The 21,486-nt window shown below is 32.5% G+C and carries 16 protein-coding genes; 8 read left to right on the top strand and 8 right to left on the bottom strand.

The window, feature by feature from the left end:
• On the bottom strand, positions 1–183 hold a 183-nt coding region (locus HN894_07365; protein ID MBT7143143.1), incomplete at its 3' end, for a DUF559 domain-containing protein.
• A gap of 980 nt (positions 184–1,163) precedes the next feature.
• Here HN894_07365 and HN894_07360 point away from each other — a divergent pair.
• The 6 genes from HN894_07360 (at position 1,164) to HN894_07335 (ending at position 12,208) form a co-directional block, all read left to right on the top strand.
• Positions 1,164–5,939 (top strand): SUMF1/EgtB/PvdO family nonheme iron enzyme, encoded by a 4,776-nt coding sequence (locus HN894_07360; GenBank protein ID MBT7143142.1) that lies wholly within the window; start codon positions 1,164–1,166, stop codon positions 5,937–5,939.
• A 660-nt stretch (positions 5,940–6,599) separates the two neighbouring features.
• Positions 6,600–7,289 (top strand): amino acid racemase, encoded by a 690-nt coding sequence (locus HN894_07355; protein MBT7143141.1) that lies wholly within the window; start codon positions 6,600–6,602, stop codon positions 7,287–7,289.
• A 99-nt stretch (positions 7,290–7,388) separates the two neighbouring features.
• A complete protein-coding gene (locus tag HN894_07350; GenBank protein ID MBT7143140.1) occupies positions 7,389–9,848 on the top strand; it encodes an AAA family ATPase in 2,460 nt (819 codons plus the stop codon).
• Between the two features lie 158 nt (positions 9,849–10,006).
• The gene (locus tag HN894_07345) at positions 10,007–10,753 is read left to right on the top strand and encodes a biotin--[acetyl-CoA-carboxylase] ligase (protein MBT7143139.1); all 747 of its coding nucleotides are present in this window, start codon (positions 10,007–10,009) and stop codon (positions 10,751–10,753) included.
• 508 nt (positions 10,754–11,261) lie between these two features.
• A complete protein-coding gene (locus tag HN894_07340) occupies positions 11,262–11,945 on the top strand; it encodes an ABC transporter ATP-binding protein (protein ID MBT7143138.1) in 684 nt (227 codons plus the stop codon).
• Positions 11,946–11,950: 5 nt separating this feature from the next.
• Positions 11,951–12,208 (top strand): hypothetical protein, encoded by a 258-nt coding sequence (locus HN894_07335; protein ID MBT7143137.1) that lies wholly within the window; start codon positions 11,951–11,953, stop codon positions 12,206–12,208.
• A gap of 29 nt (positions 12,209–12,237) precedes the next feature.
• On the opposite strand, the gene HN894_07330 is transcribed toward HN894_07335, so the two are convergent.
• The 5 genes from HN894_07330 to HN894_07310 form a co-directional block, all read right to left on the bottom strand.
• Positions 12,238–13,116 (bottom strand): EamA family transporter, encoded by an 879-nt coding sequence (locus HN894_07330; GenBank protein MBT7143136.1) that lies wholly within the window; start codon positions 13,114–13,116, stop codon positions 12,238–12,240.
• Positions 13,117–13,231: 115 nt separating this feature from the next.
• Positions 13,232–13,747, bottom strand: a complete 516-nt coding sequence (locus HN894_07325) for a gamma carbonic anhydrase family protein (GenBank protein MBT7143135.1) — start codon at positions 13,745–13,747, stop codon at positions 13,232–13,234.
• A 95-nt stretch (positions 13,748–13,842) separates the two neighbouring features.
• A complete protein-coding gene (locus tag HN894_07320; protein MBT7143134.1) occupies positions 13,843–14,622 on the bottom strand; it encodes a TdeIII family type II restriction endonuclease in 780 nt (259 codons plus the stop codon).
• A gap of 4 nt (positions 14,623–14,626) precedes the next feature.
• The gene (locus tag HN894_07315) at positions 14,627–14,824 is read right to left on the bottom strand and encodes a hypothetical protein (GenBank protein ID MBT7143133.1); all 198 of its coding nucleotides are present in this window, start codon (positions 14,822–14,824) and stop codon (positions 14,627–14,629) included.
• A 2-nt stretch (positions 14,825–14,826) separates the two neighbouring features.
• The gene (locus HN894_07310) at positions 14,827–16,404 is read right to left on the bottom strand and encodes a site-specific DNA-methyltransferase (GenBank protein MBT7143132.1); all 1,578 of its coding nucleotides are present in this window, start codon (positions 16,402–16,404) and stop codon (positions 14,827–14,829) included.
• A 164-nt stretch (positions 16,405–16,568) separates the two neighbouring features.
• On the opposite strand from HN894_07310, the gene HN894_07305 reads away from it, so the two are divergent.
• Positions 16,569–17,123, top strand: a complete 555-nt coding sequence (locus HN894_07305) for an RNA polymerase sigma factor (GenBank protein MBT7143131.1) — start codon at positions 16,569–16,571, stop codon at positions 17,121–17,123.
• 88 nt (positions 17,124–17,211) lie between these two features.
• The gene (locus HN894_07300) at positions 17,212–17,613 is read left to right on the top strand and encodes a hypothetical protein (GenBank protein MBT7143130.1); all 402 of its coding nucleotides are present in this window, start codon (positions 17,212–17,214) and stop codon (positions 17,611–17,613) included.
• 60 nt (positions 17,614–17,673) lie between these two features.
• Here HN894_07300 and HN894_07295 read toward each other — a convergent pair whose 3' ends face one another.
• Both HN894_07295 and HN894_07290 read right to left on the bottom strand, forming a co-directional pair.
• A complete protein-coding gene (locus HN894_07295; GenBank protein MBT7143129.1) occupies positions 17,674–19,419 on the bottom strand; it encodes a PorP/SprF family type IX secretion system membrane protein in 1,746 nt (581 codons plus the stop codon).
• Positions 19,400–21,486, bottom strand: a 2,087-nt coding sequence (locus tag HN894_07290; GenBank protein ID MBT7143128.1) for a T9SS type B sorting domain-containing protein, incomplete at its 5' end; no start/stop codon positions are given. The genes HN894_07290 and HN894_07295, both read right to left, overlap by 20 nt.

Raw genomic sequence — 21,486 nt, 5'->3', positions numbered from 1 at the left:
GTAAAAATCAGCAATAAAACGACTAATTGGATGTTGTCTTCGAAATTTCAAGCCCAATAACTTTTTATTTCGGAGTTCTTCCCATAAAATTAGCTCGGCTTTGGTCATATGTTTTCGTAATTCTTCCGCTTTTTGAAAAGTGAAAGAATTACTGCCATAATACATATTATCGATTTTAACCATATTTCTTACAATCTAGCTTTTTTGTCCAATATTTTCTTCCTTCAGGACCGAGGCAAAAAAATAATGGACAAAGAAGCGGTTTTATCTATGTATTCACAAAACAAATGTAGGAATAGTTTTTTGGTTTTTGATTGGGAAATTGAAATGGTAGTGATAAGAAAGCGAAGTTTCCAAACTTCGCTTAGCCGATGTATAGAAAGTACACCCAATTTAATTTTACCCTATACTTTTATATTTCGCTACTTTGGAGTTTTTTTTAGTTCATATATTAATTTGAACGTATGTAAATTTTTAACCCAACTTGTAAATCAACATCTGTTAGTGGTTGATTAACAGGCTATTAAAGATTTATTTTTTGCAATTGGGGGCCAACTTTTGTTTTCTACCTATCATATATTGTTGATATGCGTGCATTTAGCAGATTTAGTATTTTTTATCTTGATATTTTGATATTGTTAATAAGTTATAATATCTATGGGGGTAAATCGACGTGACTGAAATTGTAACTATCAGATAATAAGTCATATATCAAATATGTGTAATTGCGTAAAATGCCAACATCTTGATACACTGTAATATAAAACTTATTAACAGTGGTCTGCATATGCAAGTTGGGTTAAAGTTTGTAAAGATGAAAGTTTGATGCCTTACTGCACAATCATTCCTGCGAAGGCAGGAATCTCATGTAGATTAGCTAACTTTTTGACGAGATTCCTGTCTTCGCAATAATGAGGTTTATGATTAAAAAGACCTGAAAGTCTCAATAGTATTTGGATTATCAGGTCTTTTTATTTTATTTCGATTTATTTTTAACCCCCATTGAAGATTATAATTGAAAATATTTACGAAATAGTGCAAAGCAAAACCTAATAATTGTAGAAAACCAAAAAAATAGTTTGACATATGATTATTTATCCTTAATTTAGCAAAGATTTAAAAGCAAATATTAAGAAATGATATATTAACCTAAAATACAGGCTATGAAAACAAAATTATTTACTCTTTTATGCTTTTTACTAATTACCACTTGCATTTTTGCACAAGAACCACAGTTTGAATGGGCTGTTGGATTTGGAGTAGCATATAATGAAGAAGGCAACTCAATAACAGTAGATAATGCTGGGAATATATATACTACTGGCAGTTTTTTAGGGCCAACAGATTTTGATCCTAGCAGTGGTGTACATAATCTCACCACAAATGGTATGTGGGATGTTTTTATTTCTAAACTAGATGGAAACGGAGATTTTGTCTGGGCAAAATCACTTGGCGGAACTGCTAACGATCATAGCAATTCAATAACAACTGATGTATATGGAAATGTGTATATTACCGGCGATTTTGAATACACAACTGATTTTGACCCGGGAAGTGTAGTCTATAATCTTAGCTCAAATGGACATCGTGATATTTTCATTTTAAAATTAGATGGAAACGGAAATTTTGTGTGGGCAAAATCAATGGGCAGTAGTGCCTCTGACTGGGGCTATTCAATTGCAATTGATAACTTAGGAAATGTTTTCACTACAGGCTGGTTTTGCTACACTGTGGATTTTGATCCTGGAAGTGGAGTACATAATCTTACTTCAATTGGTAGTAGTTATAATATTTTCATTTCTAAATTAGATGTAAACGGAAATTTTGTCTGGGCAAAATCAATAGGTAGCATTAACGATGACCGTGGCTTTTCCATAGCAATTGATGACTCAGGAAATGTTTACACTACTGGTTGTTTTGAAAACACAGTTGATTTTAACCCGGGAAGTGGAGTATATAATCTTACTTCAAATGGAGATTATGATATTTATATTTTAAAATTAGATGTAAACGGAAATTTTGTCTGGGCAAAAACAATGGGCAGCAGTTTGGATGACGTTAGCTATTCACTGGCGATTGATGACTCAGGAAATATTTTTTCAACAGGCTACTTTCAAAACACTGTTGATTTTGATCCTGGTAATGGAGTATATAACTTATTTTCAATTGGAAGTGAAGATATTTTCATTTCAAAATTAGATGTAAACGGAAATTTTGTCTGTGCAAAGTCAATGGGCGGTATTGGGTTTGATTATGGCTGTTCAATAGCGATTGATGACTCAGGAAACGTTTTTTCAACAGGCTGTTTTCAAAACACTGTTGATTTTGATCCAGGGATTGGAGTATTTAATCTTACCGCAAATGGATACCATTGGGATATTTTTATTACTAAATTAGAAGGAAATGGAAATTTTGTATGGGCAAAATCAATTGGTAATAGTGCTTCTGATATTGGCAATTCAATTGCAATTGATGCCACTGAAAATGTTTACACTACTGGCACCTTTACTAATATTGTTGATTTTGACCCGGGAAGTGGAAATTATAGTCTTTCTTCAGTAGGTTATGGTAATGAAGCTATATTTATTTTGAAACTTTCACAAGCTCCATTGGTAGGAGCGAACTTTTACTTATCTGACACCATAATTTCAATAGGCTTATCAATTCAATTTACTGATTCTTCAACAGAAAATCCAATTTTCTGGCTCTGGAATTTCGGAGACGGCTCAACAGACACTATTCAAAATCCAATTCATATTTATCAAAACCCCGGAGTTTATACTGTAAGTTTAATTGTAGGAAATGATTTTTCTACTGATACTTTAGTTAAGCTAAATTATATTACAGTTTTGCTTCAACCAAATTGGGCAGTAGATACTACTTCAAATTTTCACACAATACTTTCGCAACCAACAATTCCTGCAACAATCAATGGAGTTCAAATTTCTGCAGGCGATTATATTGGTGTGTTTTATGATTTAGATTCCGGAGGTGTTGCCTGTGGCGGATATGCCGAATGGACAGGAAACCAAATTTCGATGCTTGCCTATGGAACAGAAAGTGGGCAAAACAATGGTTTTGCTTTAAACGAAGAATTTAATTGGAAAATATGGAGGGCTTCTGACTATCAGGAATTTGATGCACAAGCTACTTATATTTCGGGAATGCCTCAACAGGGCAACTTCTTCGTTAATGGAATAAGTGGTTTGGCTTCACTTTCAGCAATTACTCCAATGCAAATTTTAGATTCAATAAGTCATATTAGCTGTTTTAACGATTCTTCAGGAGCAATTAATATTTCAATAATTGGTGGACTTGCACCATTTACATTTTTGTGGTCTAATAGCGTAACCACACAAAATATTGCAAATATTCCTGCTGGAAATTATTTCTTAACAATCTCTGATGCCATAAATCAAGTTCTGGTAGATTCGTTTGAAATTGTTCAACCTGCAAGCGAAATAGTTTTATCCTTGTCAAAAACAGATGTTTCGGTTGAAAATGCTGCGGATGGGTTTATTAATTTAACTGTTACAGGTGGCACTTCTCCATATTCGTATTTATGGAGCAATGGCGAAAGCTCTGAAGATATTTTTGGTTTATCGGCAGGAATTTTCTATGTTACAGTTTCCGATGGAAATTTATGTTCTACTACTGCAAATATCGAAATTGTTGATTCAGTAAATTATCAAATCCTAATATTAAATGCGGGCTGGAATATGGTTTCAACATATATTGACCCATACGCTCCACTTTTCGATTCGGCTTTTCTTCCTGTAGAAAACAATCTTATGATATTGAAAGACAATTTTGGAAGTATTTTTTGGCCACAATACAATATCAATCAAATTGGTAGTATGGCAATTGGACAGGGCTATCATTTAAAAATGAGTCAAAATGATTCGCTACAAATCATTGGAAGTGAAATTATTCCAGAACTTAATCCTATCCAATTACTCGAAGGTTGGAATATGATTGGATATTTGCGAAAATTTGCAGCACCAATGGATTCTATGCTCTATTCCATTACTCCAAATATCGAATTAGTAAAAGACAATTTTGGAAGTATTTATTGGCCACAATATGGTTTCAATCTGATAGGAGATATTCAACCCGGGCAAGGCTATCAAATAAAAATGAATATTGCCGATACTTTGATTTATTTGGGGAATCCAAATATTCCACCCAATTTTGTAAATATACCTGCAGGAGTTTATCCAATAAATGGAGTAAATGTGACATTAAACTCTTATAACATAAGCAAATATGAAGTAACACACACTGAGTTTATAATATTCTTAAACAGCATAAACTGTAATGCAAATGGCAGCTTCATTGATTCAGTTTTTGGCAATGTTGAGTATATTGATATATCTGATTCTCATTGTGCCATAGACCATAATGGCAGCAATTTTTATTTTAGTGCTAGCAATTATGCAAGTACAGCAGATTGTCCTGTAATAATGGTAACCTGGTATGGAGCAACTGCCTATGCCAATTGGGCTGATGGAAGATTGCCCACGGAAGCTGAGTGGGAAGTAGCAGCACGAGGTGCAGCAGTGGCACAAGCTGCTGGAACGTATAGTGATACCTGGTCTGGAACAAATATAGAAAGCGAACTTACAAATTATGCCTGGTACGATTCAAACAGTAATCTTCAAGCTCATCCTATTGGAACAAAATTGCCCAACGAAATAGGCTTATACGATATGAGTTGTAATGTATATGAATGGTGTAGCGATTGGTGGCAATACACCTACCCTTCATCCACTAATAATCCTACCGGTGCTAATACAGGTTCTTGGCGTGTTTATCGTGGCGGGAGCTGGGATGCCTTTTCCATCAACTGCCATTTGTCTATACGTATTTCTAATTACCCTTACTTTAGCTTCAACTTCATAGGTTTCCGTGTTGTTGTTCCAATTCAAGCCACTGTTCCAACTATTACAACTGATTCTATTTACGGAATAAGTGATACTTCTGCCATTGGAGGTGGTGAAGTTATAGATGATGGAGGAGCAACTCTAATTGCACGAGGAGTTTGTTGGAATACTGCAGGCAGCCCAAACACAGCTGACAGTTATACAAACGATGGCACAGGCACAGGTGCTTTTACAAGTAGCCTACCAGGTTTAACCGCCAACACTACTTACTATGTAAGAGCTTACGCAATAAATAGTGTTGGCACAGCCTATGGTGCAGAAGTAATATTTACAACGAGTAGTACAGGTACAGGCCAACCATGCCCTGGAACACCTACACTTAGCGATTACGACGGCAACACCTACAATACAGTTTTAATTGGCACACAATGTTGGATGGCAGAAAACCTTAAAGCCACCCACTATGCAAGCGGCACTTCCATGCCGAATGTAACAAGTGGTAGTGCTTGGGCTGCTTTGGCTGATAACAATACTGATGATGCTTATTGCTATTGTGATAATTTATCTTCGAATGCAAATGTATATGGTGCATTATATACATGGGCAGCCGCTATGGGCGACAATGCAGTAAGCAGCAACACTAACCCAAGCGGAGTCCAAGGAGCTTGTCCAACAGGTTGGCACTTACCAAGTGATAATGAATGGAAACAACTTGAAATGCAGCTTGGCATGAGCCAAAGCGAAGCAGACCAAAGCGGATTTCGTGGTACAGATCAGGGCAGTCAACTTGCTGGAGATTCTTCGCTATGGAATAGTGGCAGCTTGGAAACTAATGCACAATTTGGTATAAGTGGGTTTACCGCCTTGCCCGGATCTAATCGTTACCCCAACAATAGTGCTTCGTTCTACAGTTTGGGCATCATTGGCTACTGGTGGAGTTCTACTGAAAGCAATAATTCGGCATGCTTCCGGGAAGTGTACTATAACAATTCAGAAGTGCGCCGGGACAACTACAACAAGTCATACGGATTCTCTGTTAGGTGTTTGAAGGACTAGGCTATTTGGCTATTTTTACCCTGAACTTTTCTATGGGTTACTATTTATGCCGCGAAGAGGCTGATTTTTTTGATTATGCAAATAAAACCTGAAAGGTTTACATGTAACAACATAGGGTGAAGCCCTATGATATTGACAAGATGCGAAAAAAAGGACTGAAAGCCCGACATGTAAAAGATAAACTTGAATTTAATAAATGTAAATTTGTGTCACCTTTTCAGGTTTTTGTTCGTTATTGACTTATTTTCACAGGCTTACGCTGTGCTCCAGCCTGAGCTAATACATTTCGCTCTTTCAGAGCTTTTCCAAAAAGGGCTGAATGCCCGTCATGTAGGAGCACAGGGTGGAATAAATTGAAAGCCCGATAAGCTAAGTTTATAAGTTCGTTTATCGGGGAATATACAATTAAAATTTCTTTGTGTATTTTTCAGATTTAAAAATTACTTTTGTTAGTAATTAAAGGGAAACAAATGAGCTTTATGGATTTGGACATAATAGAAATTAGGAGAACTTGGCTAATAAAAAGCCTGTTTTATATAAATGGCTTAAGATTTTCAAATTCTGTATGAAAAGCAATTTTGAAAATATTGATATAATTTATTATTCATCAATCATAATACTTATTATTGCTCAATACATAAATATTTTAACTGAATGCATATGAAGACATTAGGAATAATTGGAGGTCTTGGACCGGAAACAACATCGGAATTTTATTTAGACATTATTTTTTCGAGTTATCAAAAAAGTAAGAAAGAAAGACCTGGAATTATTATTGCAAGTGTACCTTTGCCCTATGAGATTGAAGAAGACCTAATAATGAGTAACAAAGGTACCGAAAGATATTTACCTTATTTAGTTGAAGAAGCAAAAAGAGTAGAAAGGGCAGGCTCAGATTTTATTGTCATGCCTTGCAATTCTCTTCATATGTTTATTGATGAAATCCGGAATGCTGTAAATATCCCAGTTCTAAGTATAGTTGAGGAAACAGTAAAATTTCTCAGGAAAAATGATTATAAAAAGGTTGGGATAATTTCAACATCAGCTACGATTCAGAATAAATTGTATGAGAATGCATTTGAAAAAGTAGGCATAACTTATGAATTACCAGATGATTTTCAGCAGGCAAAAATGTGGAAATTTATTTTGAATCTCGTTACCGGACGACAAAAGAATAGTGATAGGGAAGAGCTTATTAATATAATTGACCAATTTGAAAAGAAAGATGTTGATTGTGTTGTACTTGCTTGCACCGATCTTCAATTATTGATTCCAAAACACCCTAACTTGAAAATTTTTGATACGATGAAAATTTTTGCTAACTCTACGGTTGAATATATTTTCAAATAATTTATAAAGATTGAAGCTATTTTGTAAAACCTATATAAGAGAATTTACTTTTGCAGTTTTTGGCTTTTTTCATAATTTTATCAATTTTATACCAAGATTATGGATATTCAAAATAATCCTCAATTACAACTTGCATACGATTTTGTGCAATTTACCGGAAAAAATATTTTCCTGACGGGAAAAGCCGGAACCGGAAAAACTACCTTTTTACATAATCTAAAAAAACATTCCTCGAAATGGATGATTGTGGTTGCACCAACCGGAGTGGCAGCCATCAATGCAGCCGGAGTAACTATCCATTCATTTTTTCAACTTTCGTTTGGTCCGCAAATTCCCGATGGAAATAGTGGTGGACAGGCAAGTTTTAACCGATTCAGCAAAGAAAAAATAAAAATCATTAAAAGCATGGACTTGCTTATCATCGATGAAATAAGTATGGTGAGAGCCGATTTGTTGGATGGTATTGATAGTACTCTTCGAAGATTTAAAAACAGAAATTTGCCATTTGGTGGCGTACAATTGCTTATGATTGGCGACCTTCAGCAACTTACTCCCGTTGCTAAAGAAGAAGAATGGGGCTTGCTCAGAAAATATTACGACACACCTTTTTTTTTTAGTAGCCATGCTTTGAAATGTACAGAATATATCAGTATTGAATTAAAACATGTCTATCGCCAAAAAGACGAGCATTTTATAAAATTGCTAAATAAAGTTAGAAATAACAAAATTGACGAGGAAGTTATTGATATTCTCAACTCAAAATATTCTCCTGATTTTAGGAACGATAATGATGGATACATTACACTTACAACTCATAATGCAAAAGCTAAAGAAATAAATGATTTGAAGTTGGAATTGTTGAATGAAGAATCTCATAATTTCGATGCAGAAGTTAGCGGCAATTTTCCTGAATATGTATATCCTACAGAATTTGAATTGCTTCTAAAAACAGGAGCACAGGTTATGTTCGTAAAAAATGATCCCGAGGCAGAAAAGCAATTTTATAATGGAAAAATCGGAACCATTGTCGAGATTGACGAAGATTTTGTAAAAGTAAAATGCAAAGGAGACAATGAAGAAATAAACGTTGTGCCGGTTGAATGGCAAAAAATGAAATATTCAATAGACGAGCAAACTAAAGAAATTTCGGAGACTATTGACGGAACTTTCACACAATATCCTCTTAAATTGGCTTGGGCAATTACAATTCATAAAAGTCAGGGCTTGACATTCGAAAAAGCAATTATTGATGCTGAGGATGCTTTTACACACGGACAGGTTTATGTTGCACTTAGTCGGCTAAAATCGTTTGATGGCTTGGTTTTGAGCACGCCATTTCAAAAACAAAGTGTAAAGCACAACCATATTGTAGAAAATTACACCAAAAATATTGAAGAAAACCAGCCGGACAAATCAAAACTTGAAAGCTCAAAAAAGGATTTTGAGAAGCATTTGATAACAGATCTTTTCAATTTTGAAAACTTACGGATTTTAATACTTTATTCTATTAAGCTTTTAAGGGAGCATTCTAATAGTTTGCAGGACAAGCCTTTAGATGTATTTCTCGAAGTGAGTAAAAATTTTGAAAGAGATGTATTAGATGTGTCTTTGAAATTCGGCAAACAATTAGATAATTTGTTTTTTCAATCAGCCAATTCCGAAAATGATGAAGTTTTGCAAGCAAGGATAAAAAAAGCCTCAACTTATTTCTCAGAAAAAATTTCACAAAATGTAACAGAAAGTCTTGGTGATTTTTCTATCGAAACAGATAATAAAGCAGTTAGGAAATTACTAAACGATGCTATAAATAAAGTGTCAGATGAGGCAAACTTGAAATTGGCTTGCTTTCAAAATTGCAAAAATGGATTTATTGTTAAAGATTTTTTGGAAGTTAGAGCCAAAGCAAAGCTCGATGAAAAGGTGCAAAAATCTAAAAATAAAAAAGCAAACAAAAAAATCAGCGAAGATATTGTGAATCCGGAGTTTTATAAGGAACTCGTAGCATGGAGAAATGCAAAAGTAGAAGAACTTGAGTGCGAATACTTTATGGTTTTGCACTTAAAAACTATGAGAGAATTGAGTGAACAATTGCCGGTTACCGCAAAATCTTTGAAAGCAATAAATGGATTCGGGAAGAAAAAGTTTGAAATGTTCGGTAAAGAACTTCTTGAATTGACTATTGCATATTGCAAAGAGAAAAATATTGAAATGGATTTTGCAGAGGAGACAGAAACTGAAAAGCCAAAAAAAGTGAAGACTCCTACCAGACAAATTAGTTTTGATTTGTGGAATGCCGGCAAAACTATCCAAGAAATTGCAAAAGTAAGAGGATATGTAGAATCTACAATTGAAGGTCATTTAGCAACTTTTGTTGCCAGTGGCGAAATCCCTATTGAAAAATTGATGAGTAGCGAAAAAACTAAACTTATATCCGATCATTTTAATAATCACGAAAACCAGTCATTAAATGATGCAAAATCTGCACTTGGAGATGATATAACTTATAGCGAACTGCGATTGGTTTTAGCTCATCTGGAATTTACTGGCAAAATTGGATAGTTTTTATTTATTGAATATGAATTCATTCTTAAATTAGATTAATGTTATCCCACAGATTTCGCGGATGTGATTGTTTATAAATTTGTGAATCTATGGCAAAATTGTATGCTAAAGTATAGGATTCACATTATAGAATTTTCTAAAAATTGAATTAAAAAATGAAGAAAGATATTTTTACAAAAAATCTGATTTTCCTATCGAGTGTAGATTCTACCAATAAAGCTGCCCAAGAAATATTAGAAAATGAAAATAGAAATGAAAATTTTGTCATAGTCTCAAACTATCAGACGGCTGGAAGAGGGCAGGGGAGGAATCATTGGGAAAGCGAAAATGGCAAAAACATAATTTTTAGTTTACTTGTTTTTCCCGATTTCCTCAAAGCTGAAAATCAGTTTTATTTGTTGAAAGCAGTTTCGCTTGGGCTGGTTGATTATCTATCAAAAATTGTAAAAAATATAAAAATTAAATGGACAAACGACATTTATGTTGAGGACAAAAAAATTGCCGGCATTTTAATCGAAAATTCAATACAAACAGATTATTTGAGTCATTCTATTATTGGAGTCGGGTTAAATTTAAATCAGCATAAATTCCATAGCAATGCTCCAAATCCTACTTCCTTAAATATTTTGACCGATAAAGAATTTGATATTAATATAGAAATTGAGAAACTATTAGAATCCCTTTCGTATAGATATTTTCAACTTAAGTGCAAAGAGTTTTCAAAATTAGACGATGATTATTTTAAATATTTGTATTTGAAAAATCAAGTTCGAAAATATAAATCTGATTCGGGAATCATTGAGGCTAAAATAGTTAGAGTGAATAAGTTGGGACAGCTTCTCTTGCAAAATAATGATGGTATTTCTGAGTTTAATTATGGCGAAATTGAGTTTCTCTTATGAGAGTATTTTCCGAAAATTGTAAAAACGAAATTTGCCAAAGATTCACAGATTAATAAATCACATTAGCGATAATTCACGATATCTGCGAGAAAAAATCAATGATTTTACGAATGGATTCATTTTCAATATATTTGAACTATTCTTTTATTCCATAGATTCACAGATTTTTTATCATATCTGCGATAATCTGCGAAATCTGCGGGACAATAAAAAAATAGTTTTAGCTGTTCAAAATCGAACATTCCTAAATTCGTTTCCGAACAAAAACAGAATTTATTCTCATAATAATTCGAGCTAAACGTCAATACTATAAGTAATTATATCAATTGGTATAGAAAATGTAATTTTGCAAGAAAATTTGAATTATGGAATTAAGGGCAATAAAGAAAAATAGAATTTCAACACTGAATATTATTTTACTAATATCATCAATTACAATTTATTTAGGAATAATTTATTTATTTGCATTTTATAAAATTAGTTTTTAGAATTTCTTGTTTCAAACAATATGATAAAGTTAGAAAATATAAGCAAGGTCTTCAGTACATATGAGATTGAAACTATTGCATTAAATAAAGTTTCATTTAAAGTAGATGAAAGTGAGTTTTTGGCAATTATGGGACCATCTGGCTGTGGAAAATCAACATTATTGAACATAATAGGATTGTTAGACAATCCGGATTCAGGCAATTATTCATTTTTAAGACAAGAAGTTTCTACATTATCGGAAAAAAGGCAAGCTCTTTTAAGAAAAGAGAATATTGGGTTTGTTTTTCAAAATTTCAATTTAATTGACGAACTAACAGTTTTTGAAAATGTTGAGCTACCATTGATTTATCTAAAACAAAAATCTTCGGTTCGCAAAAAGAAAGTGATGGAAATTCTCGAAAAGATGAAAATAATTCACAGAAGAAATCATTTCCCAATTCAGCTCTCAGGCGGACAACAACAGCGTGTAGCTGTGGCAAGAGCAATTGTTACTCAGCCAAAATTGATTTTAGCCGATGAGCCAACCGGAAATTTAGATTCATCGCATGGTGAGGAGCTTATGAATATTTTGTCAGATTTGAATAAAAACGGTTCTACAATAATAATTGTAACTCACTCGCAGCGCGATGCCGACTATTGTCAGAGAATTATAAGACTTTTCGATGGGAAAATAATTCATGAAAATGTTGTTCAAAACCAATAGCCAAAATGAAAGAGATAACAATTTTAATTCCTGATTTTGAAAAGCAAGAATATATTGAGATAGATGTGAAAGTTTCGGGAAGTTCTGTCATGAAATACCGTATTGAACCGGTGAATTGGTTGGAATCTGCATCACTAAGGCAAGATAGATTTTCAATTGTTAAAAATAAAATTGACGATTATGACAATGCCTGGGAATTAATCAAAATAGGAAGCCCAAAAGAAACTTCAGTCCCTTTAATTTTTCGACAGAAATCTTTTTAGCAATGCCTTAGTCGTTTTACAATCAGCTTTCATTTCTGTTGCTTACTCACGAGAAAAACCCCTATAAAAACTAAAATGGTTGACAAAATCTTTATAAAATCAAGAGAGTCTTTGCCTAAAATAATTGCAACAATTGCAGCTAAAATTGGCTGTGAATAAATGTAAATGCTTACAGTTGAGGAATTTAAAATCTTCAGACCATAAATATTTAACAAGTAAGCGAAAAAAGTAGTAAAAACTATTAGGTATAAAATTGATAAATAAATATTTATAGGGATTTCTGTCCAAACTATTTCTCCAAATTCTTTAAATCCAACCGGAATAATCACAAACGAACCAAATAGAAAAACCCATTTAATCACAGTAATCGGTTTATATTTCAGCATCAAAGGTTTTGCAATGACAAGATAAACTGCATAAGATGAAGCATTTACCAACATCATCAAATTGCCCAAAAATGTATTAGAGCTAAAACTTGCTTTGCCGCTGAATAAAATTAGAGTTAATGCACCGGCAGCACCAACAATAATTCCTAAGATTTTGAGGAATGTAATTTTTTCATTAATCAGAAAACTTGCAATAATCAACACTAATATTGGATTTACAGTCATTATAATTGATGCGTCTATAGGATTTGTATAATCTAATCCTTTCAGAAACATTAGTTGATTTATTGCCACACCAAAAAGTCCGCAAAGTGCTAAACGAAAAAAATCTTTCTTCTCAATTTTCTCATTTTTATAAAAAAAACTTAAAGTCCAAAACAGAAAAATTGCTCCAAAAACCCTTAGCATAGTTAGCCCGAATGGTTGGATATAGTCTGGCATTATGCCCTTTGCAATTGTGTAATTGACGCCGTAAATGAGGTTTGCTGAAAAAACTGCTATATGTGATTTTGTGCTTTCGATAGTTTTTTAATTTTTCTATGATGCTTAAACTTGAAATTCGATTTTAAAAGTTTAGCTATTAAGAATCAAGGTTTTATAGTATTTTAATACCAATAAATAATAAATAAGAAATCAATCACTCTTTATACCAGTCAGCGTAAAAAAGATAATTGTTTGCAATTTTTTCAATCATTTCTTTTGTTTGCCCCGGATCGACTGATTTTATTCTTTTTGCAGGAACACCGGCATAAATGCTACCGGGCTCAACAATGGTATTTGATAATACTAGTGAATTTGCTGCAATAATAGAGTTTTCTCCAATAATTGCATGATCTAAAATTGTTACGCCAATTCCTATTAGAACATTGTCTTTGACGGTAGCTCCGTGAATTGTAACATTATGGCCTACAGATACATTGTTGCCAATATTAACAGTTGATTTTTGATATAGAGTATGCAAAACCGTGCCATCTTGTATATTAACTTTATTTCCAATACGAATAGAATTTACGTCTCCACGCAAAACTGCACCGTACCAAACAGAGCAATCATCCCCCATTTCTACATCGCCAATAATTGTTGCATTTTCAGCAAAAAAACAATTTTTTCCAAACTTAGGTGTAAAACCCCGAACCGCTCTTATTAATGCCATTAGCTAATTTTTTTTGCAAAAATAGATTTTTTTCGGTTATTGGTTAATTTAATAGTTTTATTGACAATAAAAATATTGTGATTAAATTTGATAACTTATCTATTAAATCGAGCAAAATAGGTATCAATTTCTTGTCTCATTTCTACTCCAACTCGTTCAAAACAACCAAGTAAATCAACGTATGCCCCTTTACCTCCAAGGAAGTCCCAAAATTCTTCAGCAACTTTAAGTTCTTCCTCCAAATCTAGCATGCCAGCCATTGTCCAACGACTATAAGGTTTTGGTTCATATGGATTATATGGAATAGCTATTAGCGTATTTATTTTTGCATTTGCATTTTCTGATAAAACAGTTGCAGTCCACTCTAAAAGAGTTCTTTTAAATTCTTTAAATCCACCTTTGTTTGGTTTTGCTGTTTTAATATCGAACAAGTATATTTCATCATCTTCACTTTCAAGATAAATATCAACTCTTGTAGGTTTTACGGTTCGCATTTCGCCTTTTTGACATACTTTACGGATAATTTCTATTTCCTTATTCTTATCGGGTTTTTGATTAGCTGCGGTTAATTCATCCATAATTTTCTGAATTTCATATTGCGCTTTTTCACTTATTTGAGATCCAGATTTCATTTGAAGTTTTACAACTTTAAATCTGCTTGAAGCCAAAGAAGCTGCAACAGGTTCAAATATTGTAGTTCCAAAATTTGTATTCAACGAATGAATAAAAGAATATAGTGCAAGTCTATCTTTACCTAACAATCTTGTATGAAATGGCATTACTGCTGGTTCAGGATTATAGGTGTTGAATCTGTTTCTCAGACTATTTCTGATGGTGTCTTCAACTGATTTTATTTGTTCTATTGATAATGGCATAATATTAATTTGTAGCTATTTCTTTTGCACCTGTTGTTTTTAAAATAGCATCTTTTAAAATAAAACCCCAATCTTCAAAAGCATATTGAAGATATTTTTGAAGATCATTTAATTCTTCATCTGAAAGTTTTCTTCCGATTCTGTATTTTGCAGAAGATTGAGCATCTTCGACTGAAATTTGAAATAATGATTTTTCCTCCATAACTATTTTGCTTTTAAATGAAATATTATTTCAGCATATGCTGATTTATTTTTTTCTGTTCTATTTAAAACGGGTCTTTTATATTGGTTTACTATTTTCATTCCAGATTTTTCTGCAATAATTGAATACATATTATATTTGTCATTTGCTACAAGAAAAATATCGTAATTATCTTGTAAATATTTTTTTGAATTATTTAATACTTGTGCAATTCCTTCAATGTACGAATTTCTTGCTTCTTGTCCTTGACCTTTATATAGAGGTCCGATTTCTAATTCATCATTTCTTTTGAAACCAAACAAATCGTAGGCGTAGGCGTGTTGTTCGTGATAGTCAATCAAACCAACGTAGGGTGGACTTGAAAAAATACCTTTTATTTTTTGATTATTTACCAATTGAGCAAATTCAGAATTTTTAGTTTTAAGTTCTGAAAAAATATCAATATTTCTTGCATCACCTTGCAAGCAGACTTGATTTGTATTTGTTCGCAAGTTTTCAAATTCATAAAGTCGCTTCACAGTATCCTTACTATATCTTTCCCACCAAGAAAGTATTGAAAACAAGGGTTTACATATTTTCCCGTGTTTTCTACAATAATATGTTTTTGTTACAGGTTCTTTGAGTGTCGCTAAATCGGCGTGGGTTGTTGCTCTGCAAGACCTAATTGTTCTACTCAATATTATTGTTATTATCTTTTTTGTAGTATGATTTTTAACCTTTTTGAGTTCATTAAATGTAAAATCTATTTCCTCTTTTACGGGTTTGAGATACCATTTTTCAAGAAAATTACTAGTCCGGTTTTGTTTTAAATTCAGATTATATTTTTCTTGAAGTTTGTTGAAAGTTAGTGAAAATTCACTTTCTTTTTTTTGTGCATAATCTCTTTCTATTATTTCTTTCTTATTAACTTTTATTTTAAATTCAGGTGAAGGAAAATAAGTTTTATTGAAGATATTTAATTCTTCGAGTAATTCATTTTCAAATTGTGCATTATTATTTTGAGAAATAAAGCCTTTTAAAGCCTCAGTTATTTGTTCTATTTCATTATTCAAATCTTTATAATCAACTTCACTAACTTTAACATTTGCAATGAGTGAATTGAATGCTGAAATATCAATACCTATTGCGTGCATACCTAACTCACAGGCTTGCACCATTGTGGTTCCACTTCCAGAAAATGGGTCAAGAATAATATCTCCTTTATTAAAATATATTTCTTTTTTGAAATTATCAGTATGATTGTCAATAAAATATTCAACAAGTTGAGGTATAAATTTCCCTTTATATGGATGTAATCTATGAATATGTTTTGTCGTGTCCTTTTCTTTTAAATTATCGAAAGACAAAGCCCAGTTTAAATCATCACCAAGTTTTTCTCGCCAGTCGGTTTCTCTTTGGCCATTAAAACTTTTGTAATAATTTAATAAATCATATTTATTAACAGTAGTTGTTCTATTGTCTGCATATTTTTTTACTTTGCCGTATTGTATTAAATATGAAATATTCGAAGTTGTAACATTTTTATTTAGATGTTTACTTGCCCATAAGCTTGCTTCTTTTATGGATATTAGCTCTGTCATATATATTTAATTTAAATTACAAAAATATAATCATTTTCCATTGTTACCTAAATTATTTGTTTACATTTTTCATTTACTCAAATTTGCGAATTTATTTAAAATATGTAATCCAAATTTCAAATTACTAAAATGCAATAATATTTTTTTTCTGCGTCCTATAATATATGAGTGCTAAAAACGACATAAAAAATAGTTTTAGGAATTTCCTTAACAGTGAATACTATAAGCTTATTAATTATGTGAATAGTAGATTTAGCAATAATTACTTTAGTGCTGATGCCGAAGATATTGTTCAGGATGTTGCTATAAATATTTATTCTAAACTCGACATTAATGCACCAATTGAAAATCTTGCAGCTTATTTTTATAGGGCAATTAGAAATAAAATTATCGATTATCAGCGAAAACCAAATGTAAATACTTCAATCGAAAATTTTATCGACGAAAGAGATGAGAATTCTTTGTTGAGAAAGCTTGTTGATAGTTCTGACGAGGACGAACCAATAAGCCAAAATCCGGATTTACAGAAAAAATTGATTATTGCTATCGACAAATTGAAACCGGAAGAAAAGACAATTATCTATGAAGTGGAGTTTGAAGGAAAATCATTCGAGGAATTATCGATAATGTGGGAAGTACCAATCGGCACTTTGCTTTCGCGAAAGCACAGGGCTTTGGGGAAATTGCAAAAAATTATGAAAATGGAGAACGAAGCCTGAAATTTTAAATCTTGAGCTTAGCAAGTAGGTGATGGTTCTCATAAAAAAATGAAATTTGTTAAAATATTTATTAAATAATTAATTTGAAATGGAAAATTTAGAAAGTAAAAAGCGATGTAATATTACATTTAAGAAAGTAATTAAAACTACTGGTTTAGTTTTACTTGGAATAGTAGGAGCAAGTGCCTTTGCTCTGGCAATAGGTTATGGAGTCATGTTGCTATGGAATTGGTTGTTGCCCGATTTGTTTGGTTTTATTGAAATTACATTTTGGCAAGCTGTTGCAATAGTTGTTCTGGCTCGGTTAATTTTTGGAGGATTTAAACATCCTCACAAGGGTTCGCATCACGATACATTTATGAGCAGATTTCATAATAATAAATGTGAGCCAGCAAAAAGCAAAAACTATGACAAATGGGAGCATTACGATGAGTTTTGGAAAACTGAAGGCGAGAAAGCTTTTATGGATTTTGTTGAGCGTAAGAATTAAATTGACTTGCTTAAATCCTCATCAAAAAAGGGTGAGGATTTATCACTTTATAAGTAAATTTTAATGCCTTTTTCTAAAATAAAAAGAGATGCCAACTTTTAAGTAGGGCATAGGGATTTCTCCTATTATTTTTCCGCTTGAGCCATTAGAAAGGTTGTTTGTTTCAAAATATTCGATTAAGTATTGTTGAAACTGATAGCCTGCTTCAATACTAAAAGCCATATTTCTATTTGGAATAAATTTCATTAGCCCAATTCCTTCTCGTGCAAATATTCCGCCCATTTCGTTAAACATAATTCCCGGGAAAGAAGAATGAAACTCAAGCGAATAACCTACCGATGTGCTTGAATAGATTGAAAATAACCTGAAAGAAATATTTAAATGTGCTTTTAAGTTAAGCGGAACAAATACTGTGTTTTCATATTTGCTTGGATTTATTTCGAATCCTAAAGCTAAAAATTCGTAGAAATGACTTAAATATGTCATATTAAGTGAATATGCAATTCCTGTGTTTTCTGCAAAATTTGGTGTAGCAAAATTGCTACTACTCAACGAATAACCAAAGCCTCCTTCAATTGTAAATGAACGTTTTCCTTTTAATCTGTACTTTTCTTTTCTTTTCAATCTTTCGCAAATGTCTCTGAAAACTTCATTGGGTTTTATTGGTGTACGTTCCTTAATGTTATTTCTATTTCTGCCACTTTCAATTCTTCCCGGGGCTTTATCTATATGGTTTGTGCTACATTTGTTGAAATAGGCTTTGATACATAATTCCGGTGAAATTATTGTTTTGCTTGGTTTTGTTTGATAAATATTATTTATTGTATTGATGTCGGTGCAAAAACTGTATTCAATAGTTATATTTTTCTTTTCGTTTTTATTATCAATTTTTTGCTTTAAGCTGATATCAAACAAAAAATCTCTTTGTACATTATCAAATTCGCTAAAACCACCAATCCTACTTAAAAAGGTGAGACTTAGATTTTTATGGAATATTTGATGCAATTTCAGACCGAAAATAGTTTGATACGAAGTATTCTGATTTGAATGTATTAAAAATGGCTCAAAATAAATAGATTTGAATTTTCCAAAATAGCTTGCATGAATATTTTTACGAGGAAATAATACATTATTCCCACTTTCATAAAATGAGTTTTTTTGAAAAATGATATTATTTACTGCAAAACCTATATTAAATCTATATTCCTTTTTTGCGGGTTGTATGGTGAGAATTGTACCAAATTTCAAATCGAAATAACTCGGAAAAATGAATTCGCCAAGAGAGCTATTTTCATAATTTGGGATATCTTGATTAAAACCATATCCAGTCCATTGATTTTCAAAGTACAATGAGTTTTTATCAATGCGTTTTTGATTTAAACCAGTTCCTGCTCCAAAACTTAAAACTCCATTTTTTAAGCCAAAATGATAGGCGAAGCTCAAATTTTCTGAAAGTGTTGTCAGGTTTGCATCACCAGCTGCATCGTGTATTATTTGCCCGCCAATGCCAATCCAGTCCTGATCTATAAGTTTTGAATTATAGTTCTGACAATTGGGAATTTTTAAATCGCCCCACAAACTATTAGTATTATATGGTTCGCTGTTAGTTGGGTATCGCCACTGATTTCTATGCAATATACCTAATCTATTGTAATTTGAATATCCTGAAAATGCCACATTGTAAAATAATGGAGAATTGGTAATATTACTAAAATGTATATCCTGAGATTGTACTGAATCTAATATTAAGAAACATAGTATCACAGACAATATATATTTTATTGTTTTATCTAAGTAGAGTAACATTCCCATGTTTTTTTACTAATTCGCTTGAGTTTTTAAGTTTCACTACAAGAATATAGACATAAACTTCCGTTTCTTGATTTTTACCTTGATAGCTGCCATCCCAGCCCAGATTTATGTCGTTTGAGTGAAAAACTAACATTCCCCATCTATTGTATATTTTGAAATCGATTTTTTCTATGCCATGCCCCAAAACATTCAAAACATCGTTATTCCCATCTCCGTTTGGAGAAAATGCATTGGGTATATTTATGAGTGGACAAAAATCAATCAAAATACAAGTTTCTTCTGAAAAGCAATTTTTTGGAATTACTTCTAAACAATATTCTGAAATAGCGGCAGACGCAGAAATATATTGGCTTGTGTCGCCGGTTGACCATAAATACGTATAATAATCGGCATTTATACCTAAAACGATATTTTCACCTTCTTCTAAGCATGTATCATTTCCTAATTTAACTATTGGAAGTGGCTCTACAAATACAGCTATACTGGTCGTATCTATGCAATTGTTGGCATCAATTCCTGTAATAAGATAGTAGCTTGTATCGCTGGGCGATAGCGAAATTTGAGAGTTTAATGTACTGTCAATGAAGTTAATAGACTCAAAGATATATTTTTCGGCTCCGGTAAGTAATATTATAGTGGAATCATTTTCGCATATTTCTGATATTTTTGGAATTGCTGAAACTGTAGGATTTTCATAAACTATTACGTTTGTTATATAAGTTATAAATCCATTATTTATGCATTGTACAGGTCCATATGCAAAAAGTTCTAATTGGTAATTTCCTGAATCAAGATAAACATGTTCGGTTACATAATTGGTTGAAGCGGTATTATCCCCAAAATTCCATTCCCAACCTAAAGGAATATCTATTATAACATTTGAAAGATCTAATGTGTAGGGTTTACATCCACTGTTGTCGATAATTGAAAAATTTACGTTTGGAACAGAATATACATGAACACTATCGAAATGAGTTGAAATACCGCATTGGTTTTTTACTTCTAATTCTACAATAAAAATACTGTCAACAATGCCATCTAAAACATAAGGAATGTCGGGATGAATGTATTCTGCATTGCTCAAACTATCGTTACCAAAATCCCAGAAATATGTGCAATTATAACCAATTGAATTATTTGTAAAACCAACCATAAATGAATCGCAACCAAAAGCCGGCGATAATTCAAAATCTGCAAAAGGTGGCTCTATCACGTAAATTTCTTGTAGAGATGTATCTTCACAGCCAAATTGCGATGTTGCAAAAAGTTGAATGTCAAAATATCCGGTATCACTTATTATAATATCCGGTTCAAAATTAGAACTTGCGAGTGAATCATCAATCCACCACTCAAATTCTGATGCACCTTCAGACAAGTTATAGGCAGATTCAAGTACATTTATACAAATAATTGAATCAATTGAAAATAAGCTTGTTGGTTTTGGTTTCACTGAAATTATTAAACTATCTGTATTATCACATTTTGTTGTTGTATCGAAGTAGTAGTACTCCAAAGTATATTCTCCAACGCCAACAATTGCTGGATCAAAAATGCCTTCCAATGAATCTGTCAAACCAACTCCACTCCAAAAACCGCCAATAGGATTTTCCGACAAGTTTGTATCATTTTCGTAAATACAAATATTAAAACTTGAGTCTATGATTATTTCGGGTAAGGGATAAACTGTTACAAATATGCTATCGTAATTGTAACAATTTCCTACACCATAATGGAAAAATAAAGTAAAAATTCCGGTATCCGGCGGGAGAAAATACCAATTTCCATTTAAAGAATCTATTATTCCCTGACCAGTCCAATATGAAATTGAGTCTGCATTTCCAAACAATTGCAAAGGCTCGCTGTCCAAACATATTGCAGTGTCAGCACCAGCCTCAGCAATTGCCGGCTCAACTACATTCAGATTGATAGTGTCTTGATTTGTGCAGGATAGCAAATCTGTATAAGTGTAAATAATTTCAAAAGTTCCGGTTGAATCCGGCAAAAAATTTCCTGATAAAGAATCGATGCCAAAGCCTGTCCAGAAACCACCTGCCGGACTTC

It is taken from the genome of Bacteroidota bacterium (genome assembly GCA_018692315.1).
Classification (GTDB): Bacteria; Bacteroidota; Bacteroidia; order Bacteroidales; family JABHKC01; genus JABHKC01.
The sequence above is the reverse complement of the archived record's forward strand: the minus strand, read 5'-3'. Positions and strand labels throughout refer to the sequence as shown.